This is a genomic window from Shewanella colwelliana, from assembly GCF_001735525.1.
Lineage (GTDB): Bacteria > Pseudomonadota > Gammaproteobacteria > Enterobacterales > Shewanellaceae > Shewanella > Shewanella colwelliana.
This window is the reverse complement of record NZ_MCBT01000046.1, coordinates 451,054-476,844: the sequence shown is the minus strand read 5'-3', so window position 1 is coordinate 476,844 and position 25,791 is coordinate 451,054. Positions and strand designations below refer to the sequence as shown.

General features: G+C 45.3%; 28 protein-coding genes. 12 read left to right on the top strand and 16 right to left on the bottom strand.

Annotated features, from left to right (window positions below; all coding sequences use genetic code 11):
* Positions 1 to 220 precede the first annotated feature (220 nt).
* On the bottom strand, positions 221 to 970 hold the full coding sequence (locus BEL05_RS17610) for a transporter substrate-binding domain-containing protein (protein WP_069671959.1): 750 nt from the start codon (positions 968 to 970) through the stop codon (positions 221 to 223).
* A 195-nt stretch (positions 971 to 1,165) separates the two neighbouring features.
* On the opposite strand from BEL05_RS17610, the gene BEL05_RS17605 reads away from it, so the two are divergent.
* From BEL05_RS17605 to BEL05_RS17590, 4 genes are read left to right on the top strand one after another with little or no spacing between them, the layout of a single operon-like run.
* The gene (locus tag BEL05_RS17605) at positions 1,166 to 1,417 is read left to right on the top strand and encodes a hypothetical protein (protein WP_069671958.1); all 252 of its coding nucleotides are present in this window, start codon (positions 1,166 to 1,168) and stop codon (positions 1,415 to 1,417) included.
* A gap of 12 nt (positions 1,418 to 1,429) precedes the next feature.
* Positions 1,430 to 2,119 (top strand): Rossmann-fold NAD(P)-binding domain-containing protein, encoded by a 690-nt coding sequence (locus BEL05_RS17600; protein WP_069671957.1) that lies wholly within the window; start codon positions 1,430 to 1,432, stop codon positions 2,117 to 2,119.
* Positions 2,120 to 2,155: 36 nt separating this feature from the next.
* On the top strand, positions 2,156 to 2,857 hold the full coding sequence (locus BEL05_RS17595) for a tRNA (adenine(22)-N(1))-methyltransferase (protein ID WP_069671956.1): 702 nt from the start codon (positions 2,156 to 2,158) through the stop codon (positions 2,855 to 2,857).
* Positions 2,858 to 2,903: 46 nt separating this feature from the next.
* Positions 2,904 to 3,434, top strand: a complete 531-nt coding sequence (locus BEL05_RS17590) for an NUDIX hydrolase (RefSeq protein WP_069671955.1) — start codon at positions 2,904 to 2,906, stop codon at positions 3,432 to 3,434.
* Positions 3,435 to 3,485: 51 nt separating this feature from the next.
* Here BEL05_RS17590 and gltS read toward each other — a convergent pair whose 3' ends face one another.
* From gltS to BEL05_RS17570, 4 genes are all read right to left on the bottom strand, one after another.
* The gene (gltS, locus tag BEL05_RS17585; RefSeq protein ID WP_028762883.1) at positions 3,486 to 4,715 is read right to left on the bottom strand and encodes a sodium/glutamate symporter; all 1,230 of its coding nucleotides are present in this window, start codon (positions 4,713 to 4,715) and stop codon (positions 3,486 to 3,488) included.
* Between the two features lie 170 nt (positions 4,716 to 4,885).
* On the bottom strand, positions 4,886 to 5,800 hold the full coding sequence (locus BEL05_RS17580; RefSeq protein WP_069671954.1) for a pseudouridine-5'-phosphate glycosidase: 915 nt from the start codon (positions 5,798 to 5,800) through the stop codon (positions 4,886 to 4,888).
* Entirely contained in the window at positions 5,794 to 6,885 is a 1,092-nt protein-coding gene (locus BEL05_RS17575; RefSeq protein ID WP_069671953.1) for a PfkB family carbohydrate kinase, read from the bottom strand. The genes BEL05_RS17580 and BEL05_RS17575 overlap by 7 nt, the downstream gene beginning before the upstream one ends.
* Positions 6,886 to 7,255: 370 nt before the next feature.
* Entirely contained in the window at positions 7,256 to 7,708 is a 453-nt protein-coding gene (locus BEL05_RS17570) for a YaiI/YqxD family protein (RefSeq protein WP_028762880.1), read from the bottom strand.
* Positions 7,709 to 7,962: 254 nt separating this feature from the next.
* Between BEL05_RS17570 and BEL05_RS17565 the strand changes: the two genes are divergently transcribed.
* Both BEL05_RS17565 and BEL05_RS17560 read left to right on the top strand, forming a co-directional pair.
* Positions 7,963 to 8,661: a DUF2461 domain-containing protein gene (locus BEL05_RS17565; RefSeq protein WP_069671987.1), complete on the top strand. Its 699-nt coding sequence runs from the start codon at positions 7,963 to 7,965 to the stop codon at positions 8,659 to 8,661.
* A 46-nt stretch (positions 8,662 to 8,707) separates the two neighbouring features.
* Positions 8,708 to 9,523, top strand: a complete 816-nt coding sequence (locus BEL05_RS17560; protein WP_069671986.1) for an SPFH domain-containing protein — start codon at positions 8,708 to 8,710, stop codon at positions 9,521 to 9,523.
* 13 nt (positions 9,524 to 9,536) lie between these two features.
* On the opposite strand, the gene BEL05_RS17555 is transcribed toward BEL05_RS17560, so the two are convergent.
* Positions 9,537 to 10,121, bottom strand: coding sequence for a TetR/AcrR family transcriptional regulator (locus BEL05_RS17555; protein WP_069671952.1), 585 nt, complete (start codon positions 10,119 to 10,121; stop codon positions 9,537 to 9,539).
* A gap of 161 nt (positions 10,122 to 10,282) precedes the next feature.
* On the opposite strand from BEL05_RS17555, the gene BEL05_RS17550 reads away from it, so the two are divergent.
* Entirely contained in the window at positions 10,283 to 10,903 is a 621-nt protein-coding gene (locus BEL05_RS17550) for a glutathione S-transferase (RefSeq protein WP_069671951.1), read from the top strand.
* Between the two features lie 78 nt (positions 10,904 to 10,981).
* Here BEL05_RS17550 and BEL05_RS17545 read toward each other — a convergent pair whose 3' ends face one another.
* From BEL05_RS17545 to betI, 8 genes are all read right to left on the bottom strand, one after another.
* Positions 10,982 to 11,368 carry a carboxymuconolactone decarboxylase family protein gene (locus BEL05_RS17545; protein WP_069671950.1) on the bottom strand — a complete coding sequence of 129 codons (387 nt, stop codon included), beginning with the start codon at positions 11,366 to 11,368 and terminating at the stop codon, positions 10,982 to 10,984.
* A 152-nt stretch (positions 11,369 to 11,520) separates the two neighbouring features.
* Positions 11,521 to 12,399 carry a patatin-like phospholipase family protein gene (locus BEL05_RS17540; protein WP_069671949.1) on the bottom strand — a complete coding sequence of 293 codons (879 nt, stop codon included), beginning with the start codon at positions 12,397 to 12,399 and terminating at the stop codon, positions 11,521 to 11,523.
* A 154-nt stretch (positions 12,400 to 12,553) separates the two neighbouring features.
* Positions 12,554 to 13,030 (bottom strand): MarR family winged helix-turn-helix transcriptional regulator, encoded by a 477-nt coding sequence (locus tag BEL05_RS17535; protein ID WP_069671948.1) that lies wholly within the window; start codon positions 13,028 to 13,030, stop codon positions 12,554 to 12,556.
* Between the two features lie 145 nt (positions 13,031 to 13,175).
* Entirely contained in the window at positions 13,176 to 13,880 is a 705-nt protein-coding gene (locus BEL05_RS17530; protein ID WP_028762872.1) for a TorF family putative porin, read from the bottom strand.
* A 93-nt stretch (positions 13,881 to 13,973) separates the two neighbouring features.
* Positions 13,974 to 15,191 (bottom strand): choline transporter, encoded by a 1,218-nt coding sequence (locus BEL05_RS17525; RefSeq protein ID WP_069671947.1) that lies wholly within the window; start codon positions 15,189 to 15,191, stop codon positions 13,974 to 13,976.
* Positions 15,192 to 15,427: 236 nt separating this feature from the next.
* A complete protein-coding gene (betA, locus tag BEL05_RS17520) occupies positions 15,428 to 17,125 on the bottom strand; it encodes a choline dehydrogenase (protein ID WP_028762870.1) in 1,698 nt (565 codons plus the stop codon).
* A gap of 9 nt (positions 17,126 to 17,134) precedes the next feature.
* A complete protein-coding gene (gene betB, locus BEL05_RS17515) occupies positions 17,135 to 18,598 on the bottom strand; it encodes a betaine-aldehyde dehydrogenase (protein WP_069671946.1) in 1,464 nt (487 codons plus the stop codon).
* Entirely contained in the window at positions 18,589 to 19,194 is a 606-nt protein-coding gene (gene betI, locus BEL05_RS17510; protein WP_028762868.1) for a transcriptional regulator BetI, read from the bottom strand. Before betI ends, betB begins: the two co-directional genes overlap by 10 nt.
* A 556-nt stretch (positions 19,195 to 19,750) precedes the next feature.
* Between betI and BEL05_RS17505 the strand changes: the two genes are divergently transcribed.
* Both BEL05_RS17505 and BEL05_RS21090 read left to right on the top strand, forming a co-directional pair.
* Complete coding sequence (locus tag BEL05_RS17505; RefSeq protein ID WP_028762867.1) at positions 19,751 to 21,154, top strand: RsmB/NOP family class I SAM-dependent RNA methyltransferase; 1,404 nt, start codon at positions 19,751 to 19,753, stop codon at positions 21,152 to 21,154.
* A gap of 239 nt (positions 21,155 to 21,393) precedes the next feature.
* Entirely contained in the window at positions 21,394 to 21,564 is a 171-nt protein-coding gene (locus tag BEL05_RS21090; protein WP_156029379.1) for a hypothetical protein, read from the top strand.
* 66 nt (positions 21,565 to 21,630) lie between these two features.
* On the opposite strand, the gene BEL05_RS17500 is transcribed toward BEL05_RS21090, so the two are convergent.
* Complete coding sequence (locus BEL05_RS17500) at positions 21,631 to 22,164, bottom strand: YfaZ family outer membrane protein (protein WP_069671945.1); 534 nt, start codon at positions 22,162 to 22,164, stop codon at positions 21,631 to 21,633.
* A gap of 261 nt (positions 22,165 to 22,425) precedes the next feature.
* Here BEL05_RS17500 and BEL05_RS17495 point away from each other — a divergent pair, with 261 nt between their 5' ends.
* The 3 genes from BEL05_RS17495 (at position 22,426) to BEL05_RS17485 (ending at position 25,423) form a co-directional block, all read left to right on the top strand.
* Complete coding sequence (locus BEL05_RS17495) at positions 22,426 to 22,914, top strand: glutathione peroxidase (RefSeq protein ID WP_028762865.1); 489 nt, start codon at positions 22,426 to 22,428, stop codon at positions 22,912 to 22,914.
* A 282-nt stretch (positions 22,915 to 23,196) separates the two neighbouring features.
* Positions 23,197 to 24,291 (top strand): acyltransferase family protein, encoded by a 1,095-nt coding sequence (locus tag BEL05_RS17490; RefSeq protein WP_028762864.1) that lies wholly within the window; start codon positions 23,197 to 23,199, stop codon positions 24,289 to 24,291.
* Between the two features lie 58 nt (positions 24,292 to 24,349).
* On the top strand, positions 24,350 to 25,423 hold the full coding sequence (locus BEL05_RS17485; RefSeq protein WP_069671944.1) for a metallophosphoesterase: 1,074 nt from the start codon (positions 24,350 to 24,352) through the stop codon (positions 25,421 to 25,423).
* A gap of 48 nt (positions 25,424 to 25,471) precedes the next feature.
* Here the strand turns inward: BEL05_RS17485 and BEL05_RS17480 are convergent, their stop codons facing one another.
* Positions 25,472 to 25,777, bottom strand: coding sequence for a TapY2 family type IVa secretion system protein (locus BEL05_RS17480; RefSeq protein ID WP_069671943.1), 306 nt, complete (start codon positions 25,775 to 25,777; stop codon positions 25,472 to 25,474).
* Positions 25,778 to 25,791 lie beyond the last annotated feature (14 nt).

Genomic DNA, 25,791 nt, shown 5'->3' with positions numbered 1-25,791 from the left:
TCTAACTTCCTTTGCGACCATTTTTGGCGTTTGCGACTACACAACAAGAGAAAACCTACCACGGCAACCATAAGGCAACAAGTATTTAACAAAAAATAAACATATGTTGCACAGCCGTACATATTAAGCCTAGATTGAAAATGAGGTTGGATTAGATGACACTGAGTCGAGCACTATGGCACGTCAGGTTGATAAAAGCGTCGCTGAACCTACAGGGCAATTACTGGATGCCCTGTCCTCGTTGGGTAAGCACTTGGTGAGCTTTTAAAGCTTGCTCACAAGAAAGATTCAGCCAAATTCCCATGGGGAGTGCGCGAAACAGACTCTGTGAAAATTGATAATCATTGGTATCTAAGCCAAGCTCATTAAGTATGATGGCTCCCGATACATTATCGGCAAACGCATAATCGACTCTCCCTTTAGCTAAGAGTTGCAAGCCCTGTCTTACCGATTCAACATTAAAGATAACCAACCCTGCGTTGGTCATATCTAACCCAATACCATCTCTCGCTACTGCGCGCAGATAGGCCACTTGCGATCCACTTAGCTCCCTTAAGTCATCCCAACGAAACGGGCCTTCTTGACGCTTACGATATAACCCAAGCTTAATAGGTTGCTCTGCTAATGGAATATTGACCAATTGCTCGGAGGCTTCTTTCGGCGGGTAAAAACTGGCACACCAGTGCCCAGTACGGATTAACTTGTGCGCTCTTGCTGTTGAGTAGATGTCGGGGTTTACCCTTAACTCACTGTCGGACAGTGCCTGGCGTAACAGTCTAAAAGCAATACCGTTGTCCCCCTCGATGTTCTCTGTAGTAAATGGCGGATAGTCAATGGCAATAACCTTTAGTTCCGCCTTAGCAGCCACGAGCGCGGAAGGCGCGATTAACGCACCAAGGCAAATAAATGCGGCAACATAGCCCATTGGATGACCCATGGTATTAAACGTCCATTGATTATTGATATTCATCTTTGTAAAGCATAGCAGCAGTTATGCCGTCTGTGGCAAAACGGAAATTGAGGCTACCTCCCCCCTAAAGATCCACTTGCTGATGAATTAATAAGCAACTCGGGTGGAAATTATTGATCTCCCCTTAGAATCACTGTTGCCTGCCAGCAACACTGATATACTAACGACATCATGTGTATTACAGCGACCTAAACAATGACAGATAGCGCAACCAACAACACCCAAAAACTAGACTTTTCCGCCATCAATAAAACCACAGCTAAATCATTTAATGATCAGAAAAACCTGATTAAGCGCTTATTCAAAGGTAACACCGTCATGTGTGAGACATGTCACCAACCCCTGCATTTGGTTGTGCCCACAGAAAAAGCACAAACAGGCCAATATGGAGTATTTTGCAAAAAAGGGTGTACTGATATCCAACTTGAAATGGATCTGATTATTTAACGAGTACGTGAGATGAATGCTGCCATCATTGGCGCAACCGGACTGGTTGGCCAACACTTATTGCAAAAACTGATTGATTGCGGTCGCTACCGTCATATTTGGGTGCTTGGCAGAACGCCGCCAGCACTGATCCACCCAAGCCTAGTATTTACCGCGACTAGGCTAAATCAATTACCTCTGTTAACGCCGCCCTTTGCTATTGACCATAGCTTTTGCACGTTAGGCACCACCATTAAACAAGCGGGCAGCCAAGCAGCTTTTGTTGCAGTCGATCAGCGGGGCGCAATCGACTTCGTCACCTTGTGCGACGCAAAATACAGCGCCGTGGTAACCGCCTTAGGTGCCGATGCCAATAGCAAGGTGTTCTATAACCGCGTTAAAGGAGAGACTGAAGTTGCACTGCAGCAGTGGGCCCATGACGGCCAAAAACAGCTGCAGTGCTTTCAGCCAAGTTTATTGTTAGGTAAACGCAAGCAGAGTCGCTTGGCCGAAGATATAGGCCAAACACTCCTGCCGCTACTCGCCCCTTTTATGTTTGGTCAGTGGGCAAAGTATCGCCCTATTCATGCTGTTCAAGTCGCCGAGGCCATTGTGCACTTTAGTGCTAATATCCATACCGGTAGCGGCTCCTACGCAACAACCATAGATAACGCTGCCATGCTGGCATTGGCCAATGCAAACACCTGCACGCCTACCCAGTAATTTTAGTGCCACACAGATTAACCAGAGTCCACACGATTGAAATTAAGTCAACGCTTACACACTATTGCCAGCATGATAGATGGCCACTATAGCCATATTTGGGATTGCTGTTGCGATCATGGCTTGCTAGGTGCCACCTTGCTTAAACAAGGGCGATGCGATGCCATGCATTTTGTCGATATTGTGCCATCTATCACCAATACCTTGATTGCAAAGCTTGAGCAGTTTTACCCTTTGGCCGCTTTATCACAGCAAACTTGGCATGTTCACTGTCTCGACGTTCACGCGCTGCCTTTGGCACAATACCGCAGTCAGTCTCCTCAATTAGTGATTATTGCAGGAGTGGGTGGTGAACTCACTGCAAGCTTTGTTAAGGCGATACAGCAACACGCCTTGGCTATCGGCCAAAGTGTGGAGTTTATTCTCTGCCCTGTTCACCATACCTATCAGTTAAGGGAAGCGCTCTCGTCGCTAACGCTAGGCTTAGTTAATGAGCACTTAATCACTGAAAACAAACGTTTCTACGAAATACTGCACCTGTCGAGTGACGCCACAACGCCTGTTTCACTCGTGGGCGACAAAATATGGTCACACCACAATACCGACATCAACCAACACTACCTTACTCGGCTGCTGAACCATTATCGTCTCGCTATTAAAGGGGCTACAGATGAGACACACGCTGCCATGCTTCGCGAGGCGATTAGTGCTTACCAAGCATTAACCCCTCAACAATAATTTACTTTTTGCGTATACTTGCGCCCTTTACCAAGCGATAGACTTCATGCGCCTATTAAAATCGACCATCCACCCTGCGCTCAATGCTGAGCACCGCCAAGCTCTTGTAGGGAGAGGGTTTCATCGCCAAGCTGCACGCGGCATTATTATTAAAGGCGAAGCGATCCTCATGCTCTACACCGAGCGCTACCATGATTACAGTATTCCTGGCGGCGGAGTGGATGAAGGCGAAGATATTCGCCAAGGATTAATCCGTGAACTCGAAGAGGAAACTGGCGCGCACAATATTAATATTGTGGCAGAGTTTGGGCGCTATGAAGAGTTTCGTCCTTGGTACAAAGACAATTTTGACTTTGTACATATGGAGTCATTTTGCTTTGTGTGCACCATAGATGAAACACTCAAAGAGACGCGACTTGAAGCCCACGAGATTCAAAACGGCATGCGCCCAGTGTGGATAAATATCCATGATGCGATTCGTCACAATGAGCACACCATGGCCCATAGCGAGAAGAAAGGGATGTCGATAGAGCGCGAAACTTACTTGTTAAAGCAGATCATCCAACAACTATTATGATGTCAATTAAGAGGGAGATGACTCTCCCTCTTAACGCCGTCCGTAAAAACCTTAGAAATTAACAAACAGATTGATGATCATCGCGTTGATGATATCAATAAAGAACCCACACACCAGTGGCACAATAATAAAAGCTCGGTGCGCGGCGCCATATTGCTGTGTCACCGCCGTCATGTTGACAATCGCCGTGGCCGTTGAGCCTAATGTGACACCGCCAAAACCTGAACAGATCACTGCAGATTCATAATCTTTACCCATGGCACGAAACACCACAAAGATGGTAAAAACCACTGATATGACTACCTGTAAGCCCATTACCGTAGAGATATACAGCAAACTGCCTTCGAGTTCCCAGATTTTCAAGCTCATCAACGCCATGGTTAAAAACATCCCCAAACAGATATCTTGGATCAGCGTTAAGCCGCGACTCGCTTCAATAACATAGGCGCTTTTCTCTCGGCCTTTGTGCTCAAGATATAAGCGCCCAAGGTTACCAATGATAATACCCGCCAGCAAACAGCTCACAAACATGGGTAACTTAAGCCCTAGTTCGGCTAATCCAATATCAATGAAATAGCCCATAATAAGCGTAACATTGAGCCACAACCAGGCCCGCAATACACCAAAGTAATCAACCTGTAGATGCTGGCTACTCTCTTGATGACTGGTACCGATATCGAGCTCATCATTACCGCTGGCTTTAAGGTTGTGACGTTTCATTAAATACGCTGCAATGGGACCACCAATCACACACGCCGCAATTAAACCTAGGGTGTTGGATGCAATCCCCAACTCGGCCGCATTGGCAATCCCCAACTCCTCAACAAATGTAGGCGTCCAGGCCATTGCGGTTCCCACACCTCCAATGAGCGCTATTGACCCAGACATTAATCCCGCCTTGGGATCGAGGCCAAACAGGGTTGCAACACTAACGCCCATAACGTTTTGAATAAAGATAAAGCTTGAAGAGAGCAACAATAGAATCAATAAAGGCTTACCGCCCTTTAATAGGGTAGCTATATCAGCTTTAAGCCCAATACCGGCAAAAAAGTACAACAGCAAAATATCACGAACATCGAGATTAAATTCGACCTGCAGATCAAACCCGTAGTAAAGGATGCCGACTATCGCCGCACAGGCAAAGCCACCCACGACGGGCTCAGGAATACTGTACTTACGCAGCAATTCATAACGAGAAATAATATGCTTACCGATAAATAGCGCAATAATCGCTAAGGTAAAAGAGACGAAATCTTTTATTTCAATGACTTGGGGATCCATATTGAGTCCTGGCACAACAATTTACAAAATGATAACAAAATTACAGAAAAATAACGACCAAAGACTTGATTAGATTATTAATTTTAAAGGTTAGTTTAAAAAAGTGCTTACGATAAACAAAAATAGCGCCCAGAGGCGCTATTTTAGAAAGCAACTAAACATGACTCTTGTTAATTATGGTATTCACAGGCTATTTGCGCGGCCAATTTGGCATTATTAAACACTAATTCTATGTTCGCAGCTAAGCTACTACCTTCGGTTTTTTCAGCCACTTTGGCTAACAGGAATGGCGTTGAGGCTTTACCAGAAATCCCATTACTGTCCATCTCGGCAACCGCATCTTTAATCACCTGATCGATCATCGCTTTGTCCAATGCGAACTGAGCAGGAATAGGATTGGCAACCACCACACCGCCTTTCAAGCCCATCTGCCATTTTGCCGCCATTGCCGCCGCAATCTGCTTTGGCTCATCCAAACGGTAATCAACACCAAAGTCACTCTCACACGTGTAGAACGCGGGCAAGGTATCGGTTCGATAACCGACCACTGGCACACCTTGGGTTTCTAAATACTCAAGGGTTAAACCAATATCCAATATCGATTTAGCACCAGCGCACACTACGGCAACATCTGTATTAGCCAGCTCTTGCAGATCAGCGGAGATATCAAAGGTTTGCTGCGCTCCACGGTGCACACCACCAATACCACCAGTGGCAAACACTTTAATACCAGCCATGGCCGCTAGAATCATGGTCGAGGCCACAGTGGTTGCGCCATCGGCTTGCTTGGCCACAATAAACGGAATATCACGACGGCTAGTTTTAATTACCGCTTGGCCCGCTTTACCTAAATACTCAATCTCGTCATGGGTCATGCCCACCTTGAGTCGACCTTTTAAGATAGCAATCGTCGCCGGAATGGCGCCATTGTCACGGATGATCTGTTCAACTTTACGTGCCGTTTCAACATTTTGTGGGTACGGCATACCGTGGGAAATAATGGTTGATTCCAATGCCACAACAGGTCGTCCGGCATCCAGTGCCGCTTTAACTTCAGGGTTGATATCTAGGTACTGCGCTAACATAGAGACTCCTTGATAACTCGATTAACAGATATTTCAGACATATTTGGATTGATAGTCGCCAGATCAGACAAGGCAACAACAGCCGCCGCCATGGCAAACTCGGTCGACTTTCTGGTCGGCCAATCTTGAATAAAACCGTGTGCAAGCCCAGCAAGAAAAGCATCCCCTGCACCATTGGCATTTACCATGGCTACAGGGATTGCAGGAATTAAGGCTTGTTCATTGGGTTCGCTATAGAAGACACCGTCGGCACCTAAGCTTAAAAATATCCGCTCAACCCCTTGGTTATGAAACCAGTTGGCCAAACCCGGAAGCTCGCTGTAGTTTTCGATAACCATGCCTGAGAGCTGTTCAGCTTCTTTAAGATTGGGCTTTAACGTATGGATAGCGTTGAGGTAAGGTTTTAACTTGGTGGCTTTAGCGCAAGAAACGGTATCAACAAACAGAGGGATCTCGGCGTAATTGCTTAAGAGATACGCTAACGCGGCTTCTGAAAGATTGGCATCAACAATAATCAACTCGGCACGCTTTAACATCGCTTGTTGAGATTTCAGCACGTCGACACTGAGTCGCTCTAAAATCGCCATGTCATTAATTGCGACATGCATATCACTGTCACCGTCTAGCACTGACAGGTAGGTTGAGGTTAACGCATCGTTAAGTTGTAACGTGTTCTTCATATCGATGCCAGCACGTTGACAATGCTCGATAATTTGTTGCCCGTAAGCATCTTTACCCACTGCCGTGACCAAACGGGTATCGGAACCTAATCTAGCGAGGTTTTCAGCAATGTTGCGTCCGACACCGCCAGGTGAACAACTGACGCTACCAGGGTTTGAGTCACCAACTCTAAGATTTGCCGCAGGTCTACCGAGAATATCCATGTTGGCGCCGCCAATAACCACCGCATAACGGTTTTCCGCTAAGATATAGCCCTTGCCGCGAATTACGCCTTTGTTGGTTAAGTTCATGATATGTCCCGCTACCGCAGAGCGACTAATACCTAGCTTGTCGGCTAAGTCTTGCTGAGCGATTAACGGGTCTTGCTTGAGTAGTGCTAAGATTTCTAATTCACGTTCAGTCATTTGAGCGATCTCTATAAGAATTAAACAAACAAATGTTTGCACACCAAACTTTTGTTCAAACTAATCCAGATTATCTAAACGCGCAACCCAAACTGCCCCCTCGACAGCTCATTATGTGATCGCGATCGCCATCGAGCTAAAAGAAGTTGTGCTAGATCACAAAAAATCTCACAGTCAAAATGAGGAAACACAAAAGTGTTGAGGTGATAAGCAGGCTAATAGACTGCTTAGAATAGAAAAATGACATACAGTTACTGAAATGATGAAGCGAGTGCAGGAACGCAAAAAGGTGCAATGCGCCCCTTCTTGCTTAGACTATCTAAAACTGGTACTGCAGCGTGTAATGGCCGCAAGTGACTAACGCCTAGAATTAGCGTTTGTGATGTTTAGTGATGAACCTGTCTAACTGGTTACCAAAGGCTTGCTTCTCACTTTGACCTATCGCTGCCGGCCCACCCGTTTGCACGCCGCTGGCTCGCATAGTGTCCATGAAATCACGCATATTAAGAATCGATTTAATATTTTGCGTGGTATATAACTCACCCCTTGGGTTGAGTGCAAAACCGCCTTTGTCGATAACCTCTGATGCCAATGGGATATCAGCGGTTATCACTAAATCTCCCACATCAAGACGTTTAACGATCTCATCATCGGCCACATCAAAGCCAGATGGCACTGTGACTAAATTGATAAAACGAGAGGGGGGAATGCGCATCACATGATTCGCCACCAAAGTGACCTCAACCTCAGCACGATCGGCAGCGCGAAATAACATCTCTTTAATTACACCAGGACAGGCATCAGCATCGACCCAAATTTTCATTTTTCTTTCCTCTTACGGGCAACTATTGGCACTTAAGCGCGCCCTCATTATTGATGCACGGCTATGATATCAATAATAAAAATGCCAACGACTATAGCATTAAACACCATTTGACGATAGCCACCATCAGCCCTCCCCTTGTGCATAATGTACTCTTGTAAGCCAACAACAAAGATAGATTAGCAATGATTAACAATCTTCCCACAGGTATGATAGTTTTAGCCAACAATACTGGTTTCAATATTACGTCGATTATGAGCAAAAAAACCGCTAGTCAATCAGCTTTTAATGTCGATTGCCTGACTTTTTTACAGCAATTACAAGCCAACAACAGTCGCGATTGGTTTAAAGCAAATCAAGCCGAATATGAAGCTAAGGTACGCACTCCTGCATTAGCGTTTATCGAAACGATGACCCCTTATATTCATCAGCTATCGCCAAAATTAACCTGCGTGGCCAAAAAGGTGGGGGGTAGCCTCATGCGCCCTCAACGTGATGCGCGTTTTAGCAAAGACAAAACACCCTACAAAATAAATGTTGGCATTCAGTTTCGCCACTTTCAGGGCAAAGATGTGCATGCGCCAGGTTTATATTTACATATCGCCAATGATGGTTGTTTCTTAGGGGCTGGGATTTGGCACCCCGACAGCCAAGCACTTAATCAAATTCGCACTTGCATCGATGACAACCCCAATGCCTATAAACAGGCATTAGCGCAACTCGCAGATGCGGGGTTTGCCATGGAGGGGGACTGTTTAATCAGGCCACCAAAAGGGTTCGATAAAGAACACCCTATGATTGATGAACTGAAACGCAAAGATTTTATCGCCATTAAACCGATCACCACAGAGCAATTGCTCGGTCAACATTTCGATACTTGGTGTGCCGAGCAATTTAAGGAGACCAACAAACTGATGGCCTACCTGTGCTTTGCCTTATCGCTCGACTATTAATAGAAAATAGGGATATTTTGTGAATAAACCACTAACACTTAAAACCATAATTAAACCTTTAGCGACTATCGTCACACTAACCATTACCAGTGCGGTTATCACTGGCTGCACCAACCCAAACACTCCAGCGGGTGAAGAGGGCTATGTTTTTGAACAACCGCGCATTTTTGGTGTTGGAGGCTACCGTGGCAGCTTGATTGGGCCGAGTAATTACGGCGTTTCATTGTGGCGTAACGAGATCATTAACATAGATATGCGTCCAAATACCTATACTGAGAACTTTAAAATTTTGGCCAATGATGACCTTAACATTAGCTTTAACTTTCATGCAGTCCTCGCCATAAAATCAGGCTCAGTAAAAGAGGTGGTAGAAAAGTATGGCGCAGAAAACTGGTATATCCGCTTTGTTCGCGAAACCTTTAGAACCTTTGTGCGTGATGAAGTACAGCGCTACGACAGTGTCGCATTGAAGGAGAATCGCTCTAAAATTGCCGAATCAGTTGAAGTGAAGCTTAAAGAATACCTTAAAAGTTCGCCGTTTCAGTTAAGAAACGTGGTGATCGGCAACATCAACTATCCTGAAATTGTTGCCATTGCGGTAGAGAAGAAACTCGCCGCGCAGCAGCTGCTATCGGAGAAGGAAACCCAAAAAGAGATCGCGCAAAAAGATGCGGAGATCCGTATTGAAGAGGCCAAAGGTATTGCCGAGGCGCAAAAGATCATCAACACTACCCTCACACCAAACTACCTGCAGCATGAAGCAATTAATGCGCAGTTAAAAATGGCCGATTCGCCCAACCACACCACAGTGTATATTCCTGTTGGCACCAATGGTATTCCGCTGATTAAGGGGACCAAATAAAACGCTTAGCGTCTTATCTGCGTAGCCCGTCCAAGTAGCTCATCAGCACACGGCGGGCCTGCTCGATAAGTTGATATTGTTCAGCCTTACCCAGCACACGAATGCCCTGCAATTGCATGACTAAAAAGCTCGCCACCTCTTGCGTATTCAGGGCGCTAGATAACCGCCCACGGCGCTGTGCATCAGCCAACACCTGAGTAAAGGCTTGATGCAGACTATCAAATAACCGACCGCAAAGCTGCTGCACCACCTCATCTTTCAGGTATTTTTCCAGTATCGCATTTTGTAAAAAACAACCATAAGGCTGATCAACCTGCAGCGCAATAAACGCCGTAATATAATCCTTGATCGTATCCAAGTCTGCGTCATCAACAAGTAGTGGCGCTAATTTTGGCTGTGAGTAATGCGCTAAATAGTAGCTTAAAGACTCGCGGTACAGGCTCAACTTATCACCGAAACTGTTATACAAACTAAAACGATTAATCTTAAGGTGCGCCACAAGATCTGACACAGAGGTGTCGGCGTAGCCTTTTTGCCAAAATAGCTCCATCGCCGCTATTAGCTTGTCCTGTCTATCAAAATTACAACTTCTTGCCATAGATGATTTTACTCTTAGCTATTAAAAACCGATCAATACAAGGTTCTTGACCGAACGTTCCGATATGATTTAGATTCTATTCTAACCGAACGTTCAGATAAAGAAAAAGACACTATCTGAACCCAAATACTACAACTTTAACGAGAGCCAAAGAGGGATAGATGAAACTCTACGAATTAGCCATGACCCCCAGCGCCAGACGGGTCAATATCTTCCTTAATGAAATGGGAATAGAACTCGACCGCCAAAGCCTCAACCTGCGTGCAGGTGACAACCTCAGTGATGAGTTTAAAGCACTGAGCGTCAATGGTCGCATTCCAGTACTTGAGCTCGATGATGGTCAAACCCTTTGCGAATCCATCGCGATCTGCCGTTATTTCGATGAACTAATCCCAAGCGAACACTCGCTGTTTGGTCGCTCAGCATTAGAGAAAGCACAAGTGGAGATGTGGCAGCGCATCTGTGAGTTACAAGGCTTATTAGTTGCGTTTCAAGCCTTTAGAAATATCACCAAAGTCTACCAAGACCGTGAGCGCTGTGTCGAAGTGTGGGGCGAAGAGTCGCGCCAACGTGTAATTGAGTTTTTACCCACACTTGAGAAGCAGTTGAGTGAACACCCTTTCGTCGCGGGCCAGCATTTCTCCGTCGCCGACATCACCGCTTATGTGATGATGAGCTTTATTAAACACCTTGAGATCGCCCCTGATGATACCCAAGTCAATTTGGGTAAGTGGCTGGCAACCATGGAGCAACGCCCCTCGATACTAGCGGTCAACGGTTAACCCCCACCTTTGGCCAAGATATGCGCTTATGGGAAAGCCTGAAAAATCGGCTTTCCTTGGCTATTGGAAACTTTCCCGTTAGTCGGTTTCCTTTTTCCATGCTTCAATCGCTTCATTCGCAGCCCTAAAAGCCTCTACGCCTGATGGCATACCGCAATAAACCGTTGAATGCAGCAACACCTCTTGGATCTCTTCGATTGTGCAGCCATTACGAAGTGCCCCCCTAACATGCCCTTTTAGCTCATTTGATGCCTTTAGCGCTGCCAAGGTAGCGATCGTGATCAGGCTGCGCGTTTGCTTTGAAATGCCCTCACGCACCCAAACCTCACCCCAAGCATTTCTACTGACCAGTTCTTGCAGTGGTTGCGTGAAGTCAGTCGCTGACGCTAATGCTCTATCGACAAACTCATCCCCCATCACCTCGCGTCGTTTTGCGATACCTAGCTGAAACTTTTCGCTATCCATTACTGACTCCTTTCTAAAAACGACCAAAACTCAACCAATTCAGTTCACTGCATCAAATTTAAAGTAAATGCACTTATTTTACAAGGTGATAACAAATCAGATAATAAAACGAGCGGAAGGACACCAGATGCGAGGAGGCGGGGCAAAAACCTCTAATTAATGAACGTCAAGAGTTGTGGGATAAATGCTCGGCCCTCCATGACACCTCGATGATAAACCGCTTCAACTTTAGACACATCACGTTCTAAACGCGATAAACCAAGTGGCGTCTGTGGCTGTAACACTAACGCACTACCATCGGCTTGGGCGGCTAATAAGTCAGCAAGTGCTTGGTTGTATACCCGATGACGCTCAAGCAAGGCTGCTGCAACATGGGGATATTGGCGGTAAACACGATTCGCTAACCATTTAAATTTAAATGCAGACTTACGGTAGGCAGGTTCTTGGGTCAGAATCACTACTTGGCGCGGGTAACCATCACTGCGCGCCTGCGCCAAAGGGATAGGTGCGCCGATGCCGCCATCTAAATAGGGGACGCCATCAATGGTGGTCGGCTGAGAGATAAAAGGCAAACTGCTTGATGCGATCAAGACGGCTAAAAATCGGTCGTGGTTAGCAAAGTCGGCGCGACTGAAAAAATTAGTCTCTCCAGTTTCGCAATTAAAGGCACCGACCTTAAACTCTGCGCCACTTTGAGTAAACGCATCAAAATCATAAGGAATCAGTTCATTAGCCATACGTCGATAGGTAAAATCAGTGTTGACATAATTGCCATCACGTAAAAAATGACTGAATCCCATGTAGCGTTTATCGGCTAAAAAACCTTGCTGAATTTTGAGGTTACGTCCGTATTGGCGTGATAAGTATGATGCGGGATAGATAGCGCCGGCGGAGACGCCAACAAGGTAATCGAAGTGAACATCAACCTCAAGAAAGGCATCGAGTACGCCAGCGGTATAGATGGCACGCAGACCACCGCCCTCAAGCACTAACGCCGTATTGCCTGTTAAACTATCCGCCCTGACATCCATATTACGACAACATCCACTGCACATTAGCGCTGAACAATTCGACGAAGTAACTTGTCCGCCATTTGCCACAACCATCGAGGTGTAAATATCACCGACATTTAAGCGTTGCCTTTTACGTTAAATCGCTGCGTTAAGTAACCAATCATACGGATTACTACTCTTCAGCTTGGATTTGGCCCACTAAGAGCACTGGCGCAGCGTCAAGTTCATTTGCATCCATCATTGAGGCAATACGTTCTACCGCCGATAGAAGCTGACTCTGCTCCCATTCTTCAAGATTTTGATAACGTTTGATAAAGTGATCTTGTAACGGCTTAGGTGCAGCACTTAATATTGCGACCCCGGCTTCACTCAGTGATAAATGCCATTTCCGCTTATCAGTTTCACTTCGGGTGCGCACCACAAGGTCTCGCGCTTCGAGTCGATCAATAATTGTCGCGACTGTCGCAGGACTTAATGCAACCTCTTGTGCGACCTCTTTAGCAAGCGGTCTATCTAGGTTGGCGATGGTTTGAATCACCATCAACTGCGGCCCCGTTAAGCCCGATTGCTTATTGAGTTGCCGAGAATGTATATCGATGGCTCTGATCACACGGCGCAACGATATTAATAGTTGTTCGTACTTTTCCATAATCCCCTCTCATTTGAGCTGCACCATAACAGAAATACGCAACCGACTCATGCTTCAAATGCAAAAAAGCAGAACAACACGCTCGGTTGTTCTGCTTTTTGTGTGTTTAACATTCAGATGTTAAACAGTGAAAGTTAAGTCACACTTAAAATTCAAAGGTACGTGACACAGACAACACGGCGCGAGTATCGCTGCTGTCAGTATCCATACTGGTATCTTCTGCAGCAAGGTTAAAGTCAAAGCCTTTCCAGCTGGTCATATATTCAACACGGTAGTGATTATAAGCGTCTTTACCATTCCAAGACCATTTGTCTTCATCTTGCGAAGTTGAACGATCGAAGCTCACACGTATATCATGTCCCTCTGCCACTGTAAAAGTGTGCGCAGCCATCATGATGTAGTGCCCTGCATCTAAACCAAAATAGTCCCACGAGTACCAAAAGTTCAGCTCAGTTTGACCCAATGATGAGCCATAACCAAATTTGGTATACGCTTCTGGATATTTGTACTCATCAGAGTATGAATCACCATGATAGGTATAGTAAGCAATACCGGCATCAAGCGAAAAGCGGTCGGTCAGCTCGAAATACTTACCACCATAAAAATCTAACTCTAACCAAGTATCATCACCTGATCCAAAATCCACATTTGACGCCCAAGAACCCACGTACCAACCACTGTCGAAGCCATAATCTAAACTCGCTTGCAGTGCTGGGCCGTTGTCTGTTTGACTGACACCATTGAATGTATAATCAGAGGTTAAGTTAACGGTTGAACTTAATCCTGCCATAGCTGTAGATGGTAATGCTAGTAGGCCTGCAAATGCGATGCGTTTAATTGTTGTATTCATCATTTTCCTTCATTTTTATTAGACCTGAACTCAAAACCATGAGTTCAGGGTGTTTAATATCAATCAGTATAATTTTGTTGAACAGGTCGCTAATTAGCTAGCCAGCTCAATTTTGCCGAAGTCGATTTTATTCTCTTTAGGCGAACGCTCAATTTCTGCCACACGTCGATACTTGGTCGCCATGATATAGCCAAAACAACCTAAAATGAGTGCAATGGCTAATGCGCCCACCCACTGAATTTGTAGGAAATCTAAGCTAAATAACAAGGTGAGACCGCACATCAAGACTAGGTTGCCTGTGATGTACTTAACCTTGCCAAATCGTTGCACAGTCAAGTTTAGGTTATCGGTATACAAACGGATCAATGAGTCGAGCGAGTTGATCACAAAGGTAATACCAACCACTACCATGGCTAAGTTATAGAAACCTGCCGTCGGTATGGCATTGGCACTGTAGTAATAGAGCACGCTAAACCAGATAGCGATTGGGATAGATGGAAACACCATCATTGCCACTAATACCTGATAGGTTTTCATACCGCCAACGAAACGAGAGGTAAACTGACCAATCATAATGCTCCATGCAAACCACCAGAATAGATAGAACTCATGATAGTCATTGAGCGGCAATACAAAGTGGTGCAAATTACCAAAGTAGTCACCAATCAAGGCAAACGTGGTAACAAACTCACCCACACCTGACTCTGCAGACATAAACGCACCAACCCACATCAGTGCAATAAGGCCTAGAAACAACCAAGTACTTGCAAGGCTTAACGTACGCACATAGCGAATACTGGTGCTCGAATACACAGCGGCCGCAATCACAACAAATACAATTAAGTAAAAGCTGCTAACGATGGTTTCACCATCACCTAATTCAGGCAGATACCAAGGCAAATTAGTCAGTAACAAATAGGCAGTAAACGCACAGGTACCTATGATGACTAAGTTATTGATGAACTTAATCACGGGAATTTCAAAAAATTTCACCCTTGGTTCAATCACACAGAAATAGAAACAAGTTAAGAAATAGAATGCCCAAATCAGAAAGGCCCAGAAGCCAAACTCAATCGCGAGAGGGTTAGAAAAACCATACTCAGGATTGGCCGCCAGATCGGCGTAACCTGCAAACTCAGTCAACGGGAACATAATCAACCCCACATCGAGACCCGAGGTAAAGAGAATCGCGATAAAGGTAAAGGTACGCACTGGTGTCACCCCGACACACTCTATATTTCCCCAGCGATAGATGACAAAAGCGATAGCCGCAAAGGTAAATAAAATCCCTATAGTTAACCACGTGGTCATTTGTTCCCCCTTGAACAAAATATTAATGCAAACATACTGTTAGTTCCATTTTATTGATTTTATATTACGTCAAGGTGCCATTTTTAGGCTGCAACAACCCCTCAAGCCTTAAATATCGTTTCTGCGATATTTAAACCCTGATACAAACCGTTATAGTTTTACCCTGACAATTAAGGCCTTTTAGTCAATGTGACTTAGGTAGGCCGTCAACCTAGAAAGTGCTAATCCAACAAGGATTAAACACTGTGTCTCTTTGGAGACTGCTGGCGCTGATGGACTTGCCACTCATCGGCAATAACCACAGGAGCGTCACTTGCCGCCAGCGGCATCTTACCTAAAATCAAATCAGCGGCACGCTCTGCGACCATAATGGTCGGTGAATTTAAGTTACCGTTTGGAATGGTTGGAAAAATAGATGAATCAACCACTCGCAATCCCATCATGCCATGTACCTTAGTTTGACTGTCTACCACCGCCATTGAGTCTTCACCCATCTTGCAAGAGCATGATGGATGATAGGCACTCTCTACTGATTGCCTAACAAAGCGATCGATCGCCTCATCACTTTGCACTTGGATTCCGGGTTGGATCTCTTCACCGCGATATTCATCTAGTGCCGGCTGATTAATTATTTCGCGAGTCAAACGCACACAGGCACGAAACCCTTCAATATCATCCTGATGCGACAGATAGTTAAACTGAATTTTAGGAGCGGCCTTGGGATCACTCGATACCACAGTGACAGCGCCACGGCTCTTGGGTTTGTTATGCCCAATATGTACCTGAAAACCATGACCGGCAAACGCCTCCTTACCGTCGTAGCGCATCGCCGCGGGTAAAAAATGGTATTGTAAATCCGGCCACTCAAGCCCTGGTTTGGAACGAATAAAGCCACAGGACTCAAAGTGATTGGTTGCGCCTAATCCCGACTTGTTGAGGATCCAACGCGTACCGATAAATAACTTATTGAGTGGGTCAAGTTTTCCATTGAGGGAAATAGGCTTTAAGCACTTAAATTGAAAGTAGAACTCAAGATGATCTTGTAAGTTTTGCCCAACACCCGGTAACTCATGTAGGGGTTCGATGCCGGCAGCACCAAGGGTTTTCGCCGCGCCGATACCTGACAGTTGCAAGATATGTGGCGAACCAATTGACCCAGCCGATAACACAACCTCTTTACTACAACCCACATCAAGAATTTTGCCTTTACGCTCATAGCGCACGCCAACAGCACGTTTACCATCGAGCAATACTTTGTGCACAAGTGCATGAGTAATAACCGTTAAGTTACTACGCTGCATTGCTGGCCTTAGGTAAGCGTTAGACGTTGACCAACGCACCCCATTTTTGACCGTCATATGCATAGGACCAAAACCCTCTTGCTGCGCACCATTGTAATCAGCGGTTGCTAGGTAACCCGCATCAACGCCAGCATCAACAAACGCCTGATACAGCGGATTCTTCATCTGATTGCCATTATTGACGCCAAGTGGTCCGCTATCACCACGGTAGTCGTCTGCACCAAACGCCCAAGTCTCAGCCTTTTTAAAATAGGGTAAACAGTGTGCGTAATCCCAATCTTTGGCCCCCGATTGCTGCCACTCATCAAAGTCACGCGCATGGCCTCTCACGTATACCATGCCATTGATCGATGACGAACCGCCCAACACTTTGCCCCGCGGGCAATGCATACGGCGATTATCTAAAGATGGCTCAGCTTCTGTCTCAAACTGCCAGGCATACTTCTTAGTGTTCATGGGAATCGATAGCGCTGTTGGCATCTGGATAAAGATGCTCTTATCGCTGCCCCCTGTCTCTAACAGCAACACTTTATTGGCAGAGTCTGCCGACAAGCGGTTGGCTAATACACAACCCGCACTGCCAGCGCCGACTATGATGTAATCGTATTCCTGTTTTGGATTAATCTGGTCCATGGGCACTCCTTAAAATGGGCTTTCAAGCGTTGTCATGCCGACATAGACCGCTTTAATTTGGGTATATGCTTTTAAGGTTTCACTGCCATTCTCACGACCAATCCCTGACATTTTATAACCGCCAACAGGCATCTCCGAAGGCGAAGCTCCGTAGGCATTTATCCAGCAAATACCTGCTTGCATTTGGTGGATAACACGATGAGCACGAGTGATATCTTGGGTAAAGACCCCAGCCGCTAGCCCAAGATGAGTATCATTAGCTCGCGCTATCACTTCCGCTTCATCATCAAACGTCAACACGGACATCACAGGACCAAAGATCTCCTCTTTCACTATGCTCATCTCATCGCTGCAATCAGTAAAAATGGTGGGGGCGACGAAATAACCATTCGGTGCGTTTTCAGGTGTTAGCGCATGGCCACCAGCCACCAAGGTTGCGCCTTGTGATTTGCCTTGCTCAATATACTCAAGCACTTTTTGTTGATGAGCCTGTGAAATGAGCGCGCCAAAATTGGTTGCCTCATCCATAGGATCACCGCATACAATATTATTCTGGGTTCGCTCAACGAGCTTTCGAATAAAACGAGGATAGATCCCTTTCTGCACAAATACGCGCGTACCGTTTGTGCAAATTTCACCTTGGGTATAAAAGTTGGCTAACATCGCCGCAGAGACAGCGTTGTCGACATCGGCATCATCGAAAATAATCAAAGGTGATTTTCCACCTAGCTCCATGGTGACCTCTTTGAGCGTTGTCGCTGCAGCAGCCATCACCTTAGTGCCGGTTCCAACTTCGCCGGTGAATGACACTTTGGCAATCTCATCATGTAAGGTTAACCAAGCCCCCACTCGACCATCACCTTGCACCACATTAAATACCCCATCAGGGACACCTGCTTGGGTAAAGATTTCAGCCAGTTTTAGCGCCCCTAGAGGTGTCTCTTCTGAAGGTTTAAATACCATCACGTTGCCGCAAGCTAACGCTGGCGCGGCTTTCCAACATGCTATTTGTAGTGGGTAGTTCCATGCGCCAATTCCAGCGCAAATACCAAGTGGCTCACGACGAGTATAATAAAAGTCATCCCCTACTGGCTGCTGGTTGCCCTCAATACTGGGGGCAAGCCCTGCAAAAAATTCTATGGCATCGGCACCCGTTACCACATCCACTACAGAGGCTTCTTGCCAAGGTTTACCAGTATCGAGCACTTCAATGGCGGCTAACACATCATTTTGCTCACGCAACAAGGCTACCGCTTTTTGCAAAATACGGCTGCGCTCCATGGCTGTCATTTTTGACCAGACAGCAAAACCCTGTTTAGCGCTTGCTATTGCCGCTTGCTTAATCTCGTCGTTTGCCACTTCAACAAGGTAGCTAATCTGACCGGTAGCAGGGTTAATAACTTCAAAAGTCTCGCCTGTGCCATTGGAAAGATATTGACCATGAATATAATTTTGATGAACAACTAGTGACATTGATTTTCTCCGTGCTGCACGATCACAGCCTCTATAAAGCTCTTACATAAATATTGCGCTTGCTCGAACTCTTTTTCGGGCGAAACACTTAACGCACTGCGTAACCAAAAACCATCAATCATTGCTGCAGTCTGTTTTGCAGCTTCAATTGCCGCAGGTTTGCCGATGAGCGGCTTAAAAGAAAACAGTAAATTGCTATATAGACGTTGACAGTTGATATGTTGAAGTCTGGCAAGACCGGGATCATGCATCGCTTGAGACCAGAAACTTAACCAGGTTTTGGTTGCAGCATTTGAACGTTGTAACTCTGTGAAATTGGCATCAACGATAAGCGACAGTCGCTGTGCTGGCGTCAGAACCTTACCTTGTGTGCGACGAAGCAGGGCTTGTTTAAGTTCATCGAGCAAATATTTAAGCGTTGCTTCGATTAACCCCTGTTTCCCACCAAAGTAGTGGCTGATAATGCCAGAGGACATACCCGCTAACCCGCTGATAGTATTGATTGTAGTGTGATGTAAACCGTGACGTTCAACAGAAACTAAGGTCGCATCAATTAACTGCTGCTGTCTGACTGTTTTCATTGGCGGTCTAGGCATAAACACTGCTCTCTTGTTGTTCTAAAATAGTTAATTGAACGTTCAATCAACGCAATCATAATAGTTAGAGCTATAACTATCAACCCCGCCGCGCGTTTTGCGACACAAGTCACAGATTTTCCCACAACAAAATTCAAGGAGGCGCTCTCGCGCAAAGCGTTGATTTCATTAAACTAAAAACCAACCTTCACCCATAACCTGTTGCTACAAATAAAAAATCAAATAATTTCCGACTAAACATTAGTTTTAGCTGCAACTTACCTCTGCACGTAAAAAACCATAAGTAGTTACAGCCATAACTTTCGTTGTCACATCTTGGTAATAAAAAACTGGATTTAAACGCGAGGAGATTTAGGCTGGCGCGACTCAATCGCTTGCCAAAGCTATGCGTTGTACCGATAAAGGCAGATCTGCCTGTGCTGTGAGTGAGTAGGCAAAGCCGATGGCTGAAATATACACTCAAATAGGGATTAATCTATCAAGCGGAGATACCAAAGGCAGTCACATCTGTTAAACTTGCCGCTTCAAAAATTGATATAACGCTAGGCAACTATTCATGGGCGATTCCACACCATCTCAATCAACGCAAGCTTCACCGTCTGAGGCAAGCGCAGCGACACACCATATTCATCAATCAGTCGTCGTGGAAACGCCAGCCCAAAAGCGTGCCCTTAGCTATAGCAATACAATTCATCAATTGTTCACACAAGTCATGGACGCAAAACAGCCCGCTGATCGTATCTTAGCTGACTATTTTCGTAGCCATAAAAAACATGGTTCTAAAGATAGACGAGTCATACGTGAGTCTCTATTTGGCTTATTTCGTTGGCATGGTTGGCTTAAGCAGCTAACGACGGCATACACTGCGCCTCAAGCCTGGTTTGCTTCACTGGCTTTAACCGCTAAAATTGAAGACCATCGCTGGCAAGATATCAGCGCTGCATGGCAGGCTTTTTCAACATTAACAGAGCTTAAAGCGTTAGACAGTATTGACGATCTCGATAGTTTGCATGCTAAACAGCAGCTACTACAGCGCTGTTTCAACCAATTTAACTTTGCAGTCACCGAGCTCGCTCCTGAATGGTACTGGCGTCATTCCCAGCAGCTCACTGACAATGAGCAATATGCACTCGTTGACGCGCTCTCTTGTCGTCCACCCATTTGGGGGCGTCTACAGGGTATCTCAGCAGCCAACGCAATCGATAAGCTGTCTAAGCTAGATATCGAGGCAAAAATGAGTGAGTTTTTTGTCGATGCCATTAACCTTGGCCATAAAAGTATCAACCTTAACGCTTTAGGGCTTTATAACCAGGGGGAGTTAGAGATACAAGACTTAGGCTCTCAGGTCATTGGCAATATATGTGCCCCAAAACCGAACGAATCGTGGTGGGATGCTTGTAGCGGCGCCGGCGGTAAAACGCTGCAACTGCGCTCACATATGCTTTTGCAAGATAAGCACAGCAAAGGCAGTATCCTTGCATCAGATATCCGCAAGAGACCATTAGAAGAGCTAATGAAACGCGCAAAACGGGCAAAGTTTAAGCAGATCACTGTTGCACCTTGGTTGTCGGATGCCTTGCCTGTGACTGGCGATCATTTTGACGGTGTGTTGGTCGATGCCCCTTGCAGCTGCACAGGCACTTGGAGACGGAACCCTGACATGCGTTGGCTCGATGATGAACATGCGATCACCGACAAACCCGCATTGCAACTCGATATCTTAAGCCGTGCGTCTGCCGCTGTGCGATCAGGAGGCACCTTGGTATACGCGACTTGCTCAATCAGCCCAAGTGAAAATGAAGCGGTCGTTAATGCTTTTTTAGCCAACTATCCGCAGTTTGAACTGCAACCTCTGGTCCACCCCTTTACTGGACTCACCACCACTATGTTGACAGTAATGCCTTATCAGGCAAACAGTGACGGCATGTTTGTCGCTAAGATGATTAAAAAACCAGGTTAATAACAGAACCACAATAATCGCGGGGTTCTATTATCACCTTTATTGTGAACTCCCGATGTGACTTTCTCAGTGACTTTATTAGTGACTTTCACAAGTCACTTGCGGGGTTAAGCTTCATCTATATTACCGCCAACTCCTTCTCGTCTTTCAGACACCCAATTGTCTTGTTACTGTCACACCCCTGTCATACAAAATTTTTAGCATGCCCAAACAGACACAATGTTAGAGAGACAGCCCCAATGTCACAGTTTTATGACCATGAAATGCACACAGATGAGATGCCCCATCGGGAGTTTGAAAGTGATGATAAGCTTAGAAGCAAACGCAGTAAGCAGCGCAAGCGCCAGAGAACATCTCAGCAAAAGCACAGTGAATTTGATGAAGACCACCAAACGTTACTATGGCGTTAGACACCACTTTATACAAATAAAAAAGGCAGCGAATGCTGCCTTGTTAGTTGATACCGTTAGGTATCATTAAAATGTTGCTGAGCCACCAATATAAAAGCCAGTATCGAAGGTCTTATTACGGCTATCATCATATTGCAAACGAATATTGCGGTAACCGACAAATAGACCCAGAGCGGGGTTTAGTTGAAACTGGACCTTGCTATCAATCTCATACTGCCCATCTAAACTGCCAAAACTTAATACTGATGGTGCGTAATATGCGGACGTTTTAAATGCCACGTTAGAACCAAGATCTATGCTATAACGCCCGCCTACCGCGACGGCACCGCCATTAGAACTGTTGTTCGCCCAATAATGAGTAAACTTTGGGCCAATCTCAAAATGGTGAATACCCGCATCATGGCTAATGTGAGCAGCTGCGGATAGCGCATGTCCCTCATCGTCAGAATAGATATACCCCATTACAAGGTTACTCTGCTTGTTTAAATCGAATCCAATTTCGGTAGAGAGGACATCGTCATTCAATCCTAAATTGAAATCGTTCGCTGTGGCGGTGACAGCCACAGAACTTAGTAGCAGCGCAGCAAATTTTAGTTTCATAGTTACCCCTTAAGATGTTGGTAATAGGGTAGCAACAAACAAACCTAACAGCTATAAAACGATATATATCACAGGGTTAAATAAGAAATGCTCTACATAAACCTTACCCACACCCAACAAAGATAACAAACCCAATACAAGAGTCACCGTAAGCAAACGCACAAGCCTTGCACATGCAGACGGATCCCCTTTCTCAATTTAAATTGCGCACAACCTAAATTCAGGTTATTCTGATGCCATCAATAGCAATGGGAGAACAATATGTCTATTTATGATTTTTTAGTGACCGACATTCAAGGCAATGAGCAGTCGATGAGCCAATATGCGGGCAAAGTACTGCTTATTGTCAACACGGCGAGTAAATGCGGCTTTACGCCACAATATAAAGCGCTGCAGGCGCTCTATGATAGATACGGTGCCGATAAATTTGCGGTGCTGGGGTTTCCCTGTAATCAATTTGGTAAACAAGAGCAAGGTGATGAAACTGAGATCAGTGAGTTTTGCGAACTCAATTTTGGGGTTAACTTCCCCATGTTTGCCAAAATTGAGGTTAATGGTGAGCAAACTCCTGCGCTATACCGGCATTTGAAACAGCAGGCCAAAGGTTTGCTCGGCAGTGAATCAATTAAGTGGAACTTCACCAAATTCTTAGTGGATGCCCAAGGTAATGTCGTTGAACGGTTTGCGCCGACAACGACTCCAGAGTCATTAACGCAAAAGATTGACACTTTAATCAATAAATCCAAATAGATATAAATTGACTAGAAATAAATCAAAAAATAATTGCTTAAATTTTGAACTTAACCCTGCTTTTAAGCTCCAAATATTGAACACGAATTGCTTTTTCATGTTCATCATTCTCCCAGGGACTTCTAGCGCGGTCCCCTTGATCGCACTCGATCAATAGGCAACCTTAGGGGTTGCCTTTTTTTATGCTTAAATCGTCAAAATTAATCTCTGCGCCGACCATAGCAAGGTCGACAGATAAAATGCTAACATGTTGCAAAAGCGTAAAAAATTCAAGGAAGTGACGTGAGCTTAACGCCATCAACTCAGTCCCAAACAGAGCAGCAAGCACCAACTAAGAAAGCCTTCTTAAACAGTATCAATCACTTTCGTGGTATTGCGATTATCTTTATCGTCATGGCGCACTGTTATCGGCCGGCGGGTTGGCAAGTTGAAACCTTAAGTGATAAAACTTGGTTTAACCTGATGATGAATGGCACGGTTTTTTTTGTCTTTATCTCGGGGTTTCTTTTTCATCACGTTTTCTCACATCGCTGGGATTACAAGAAATACATGAAAAACAAAACCAAATTTGTTTTTCTTCCCTATCTTTTGTTATCGCTGCCGTGGATTATTTGGCACATCACCGCGGGTACCAATCCACTGATGCATCTTAACTACACCGAATTAACCGACCCCATTCAAATAGCCAGTTGGTACGTGATCACTGGGCGCACCTTAACCGCATATTGGTATATTCCCATGGGTATGATGCTGTTTGCCTTATCGCCTTGGGTAATGCACTTACTAAGAAATCATCGTTTAATGCATTATGCACTGCCCTTGTTAATCATCGCTATGGTGATCCACCGCCCTGAATCCAACCTTAATGCCATTCAATCTCTAGTGTATTTTTTACCAGTTTATCTTTTTGGTGTATGGAGCTCAGAGCACAGAGATAGGCTGTTTCCATTTATTGAAAAATACTGGCTAGTGATGTTACTTGCAGCGATAGCTCTGGCATTTGGCCAAGCCCACTACTTTGGCGCTGGCGTACTCAATAAGCAAGCGTTTGACTTGACGGTGCCCGATCTGATGCTGCCACAAAAACTGCTGTTGACCCTAGTGCTATTAGCCTTACTCAACAAAATTGAACATATCAATATTAAGCCATTACAAAAACTGGCCGAAGTGAGTTTTGCTATCTATTTTATTCATCCATGGCTGACAACACCGTGGTGGATGCTGTATGGCAGCCCTGATCTCTTTAACCTTCAGGGACAAGGCAACGTCATCACGACCCTATTGGTCACCCTCGCTGTGATAGCAATCTCTTACGCTATTGCCGTCACAGTTAAAGCATTATTTAAGCAGCGCAGCCGATACTTAATCGGTTGGTAAGCCTTTATCTGTCAAACGTAAGCACGTGATCGAATTGATAAAAAATAGAGATAACACATTGAGAATATTAAATTTACTTCCAGTAGCCTTTAGCCTGTTTGCCCTAAGTGTATCGGCTAACGGGCCAAGCATTAATGATGGCCCTTATCTAATACAAAGTTCACCTAGCCAGCAAAGCGCTTATTGGATCTGTGACAGCCTACTCAAGCAAAGCTCTGCGGCCCCCCATAACAATCAGGTCAAATTTAACCGTCCTAAAACCTGTACCGAACTACCTGAGCCGGTGCTCAACCCAGTGGCTAGGCAGGTACTTGCCGATACTTATCAAGGGGTTAAGAAGATTGTTGCCCTAAGCGATGTACATGGCCAATATGACGTACTCATCACCTTGCTGCGTAATCATCAAATTATCGACGAGCACAACAATTGGTCTTTCGGTGATGGACATATGGTGATAACGGGTGACATGTTTGACAGAGGCCACCAGGTTAACGAAGTGCTTTGGTTTATCTATCAGCTCGATAAACAGGCCAGCGAAGCCGGTGGACAGCTGCACCTGTTAATGGGTAATCATGAGCAGATGGTTATGCGTGGTGACCTGCGCTATGTCCACCCAAGGTACGATACTGCTGTTAAGCTCCTTGAGCGCAGTTATGACAAGCTCTATGGCGATGACACCGAGATTGGCCAGTGGCTTCGCAGCAAACACACCATAGTGAAAATCAACGATATGCTATTTCTTCACGGCGGTATCAGTAAAGAGTGGGTTGAGCGCCAACTCACGCTTGAGCAAGCCAATGCCCTCTACCGTCAAAATATCGATAAGAGTAAAGCCGAATTAAAGGAAAATGAACTGCTTAACTTCCTGTTTTTTGGCAATGGTCCCACTTGGTATAGAGGCTATTTTAAGGCGGAATTTACCCAAGCTGAACTCGACACCATCTTGGCCTATTTCAAGGTGAACCGGGTCGTCGTTGGCCACACCTCTCAAGAGCGAGTGCTCGGCTTGTTTAATAACCGAGTGATCGCGATTGATAGCAGCATCAAACTGGGCCACTCTGGGGAGCTACTATTGATAAACGAGAACGGCTTAATTCGCGGTAAATATGATGGTCAGCAAGTGCCACTGTAATCGTTAAACATCCAGACCAAGTCACGACGACTTGGTCTGGTTAACCGGCTAACCACCCACAAAGTTTTCCCGCTCAAACTGCCGTGCTTTACTGCTTTTGAACGCTTCAATAATCTTAATACATTCATAGACCTGTTTCACATACAAAGGCATTCCATTAGAGTGAGGTTGAGCAGGCATTTTAGTGCCCACCAATTGGTGTTGATACTGTTTCGCTAAACTAGGTTGCCAAGAGAAGTTCAAAACACGCTCCCCCTGAGTGGTCAGCAAAAAGCACTTATAATCTTCACGGGGCTCGGCCCATGCAGATATGGAGCAAAACACAGCAAACAGTAAAACAATGCTAGATTTCATTCGTCAATCATCCT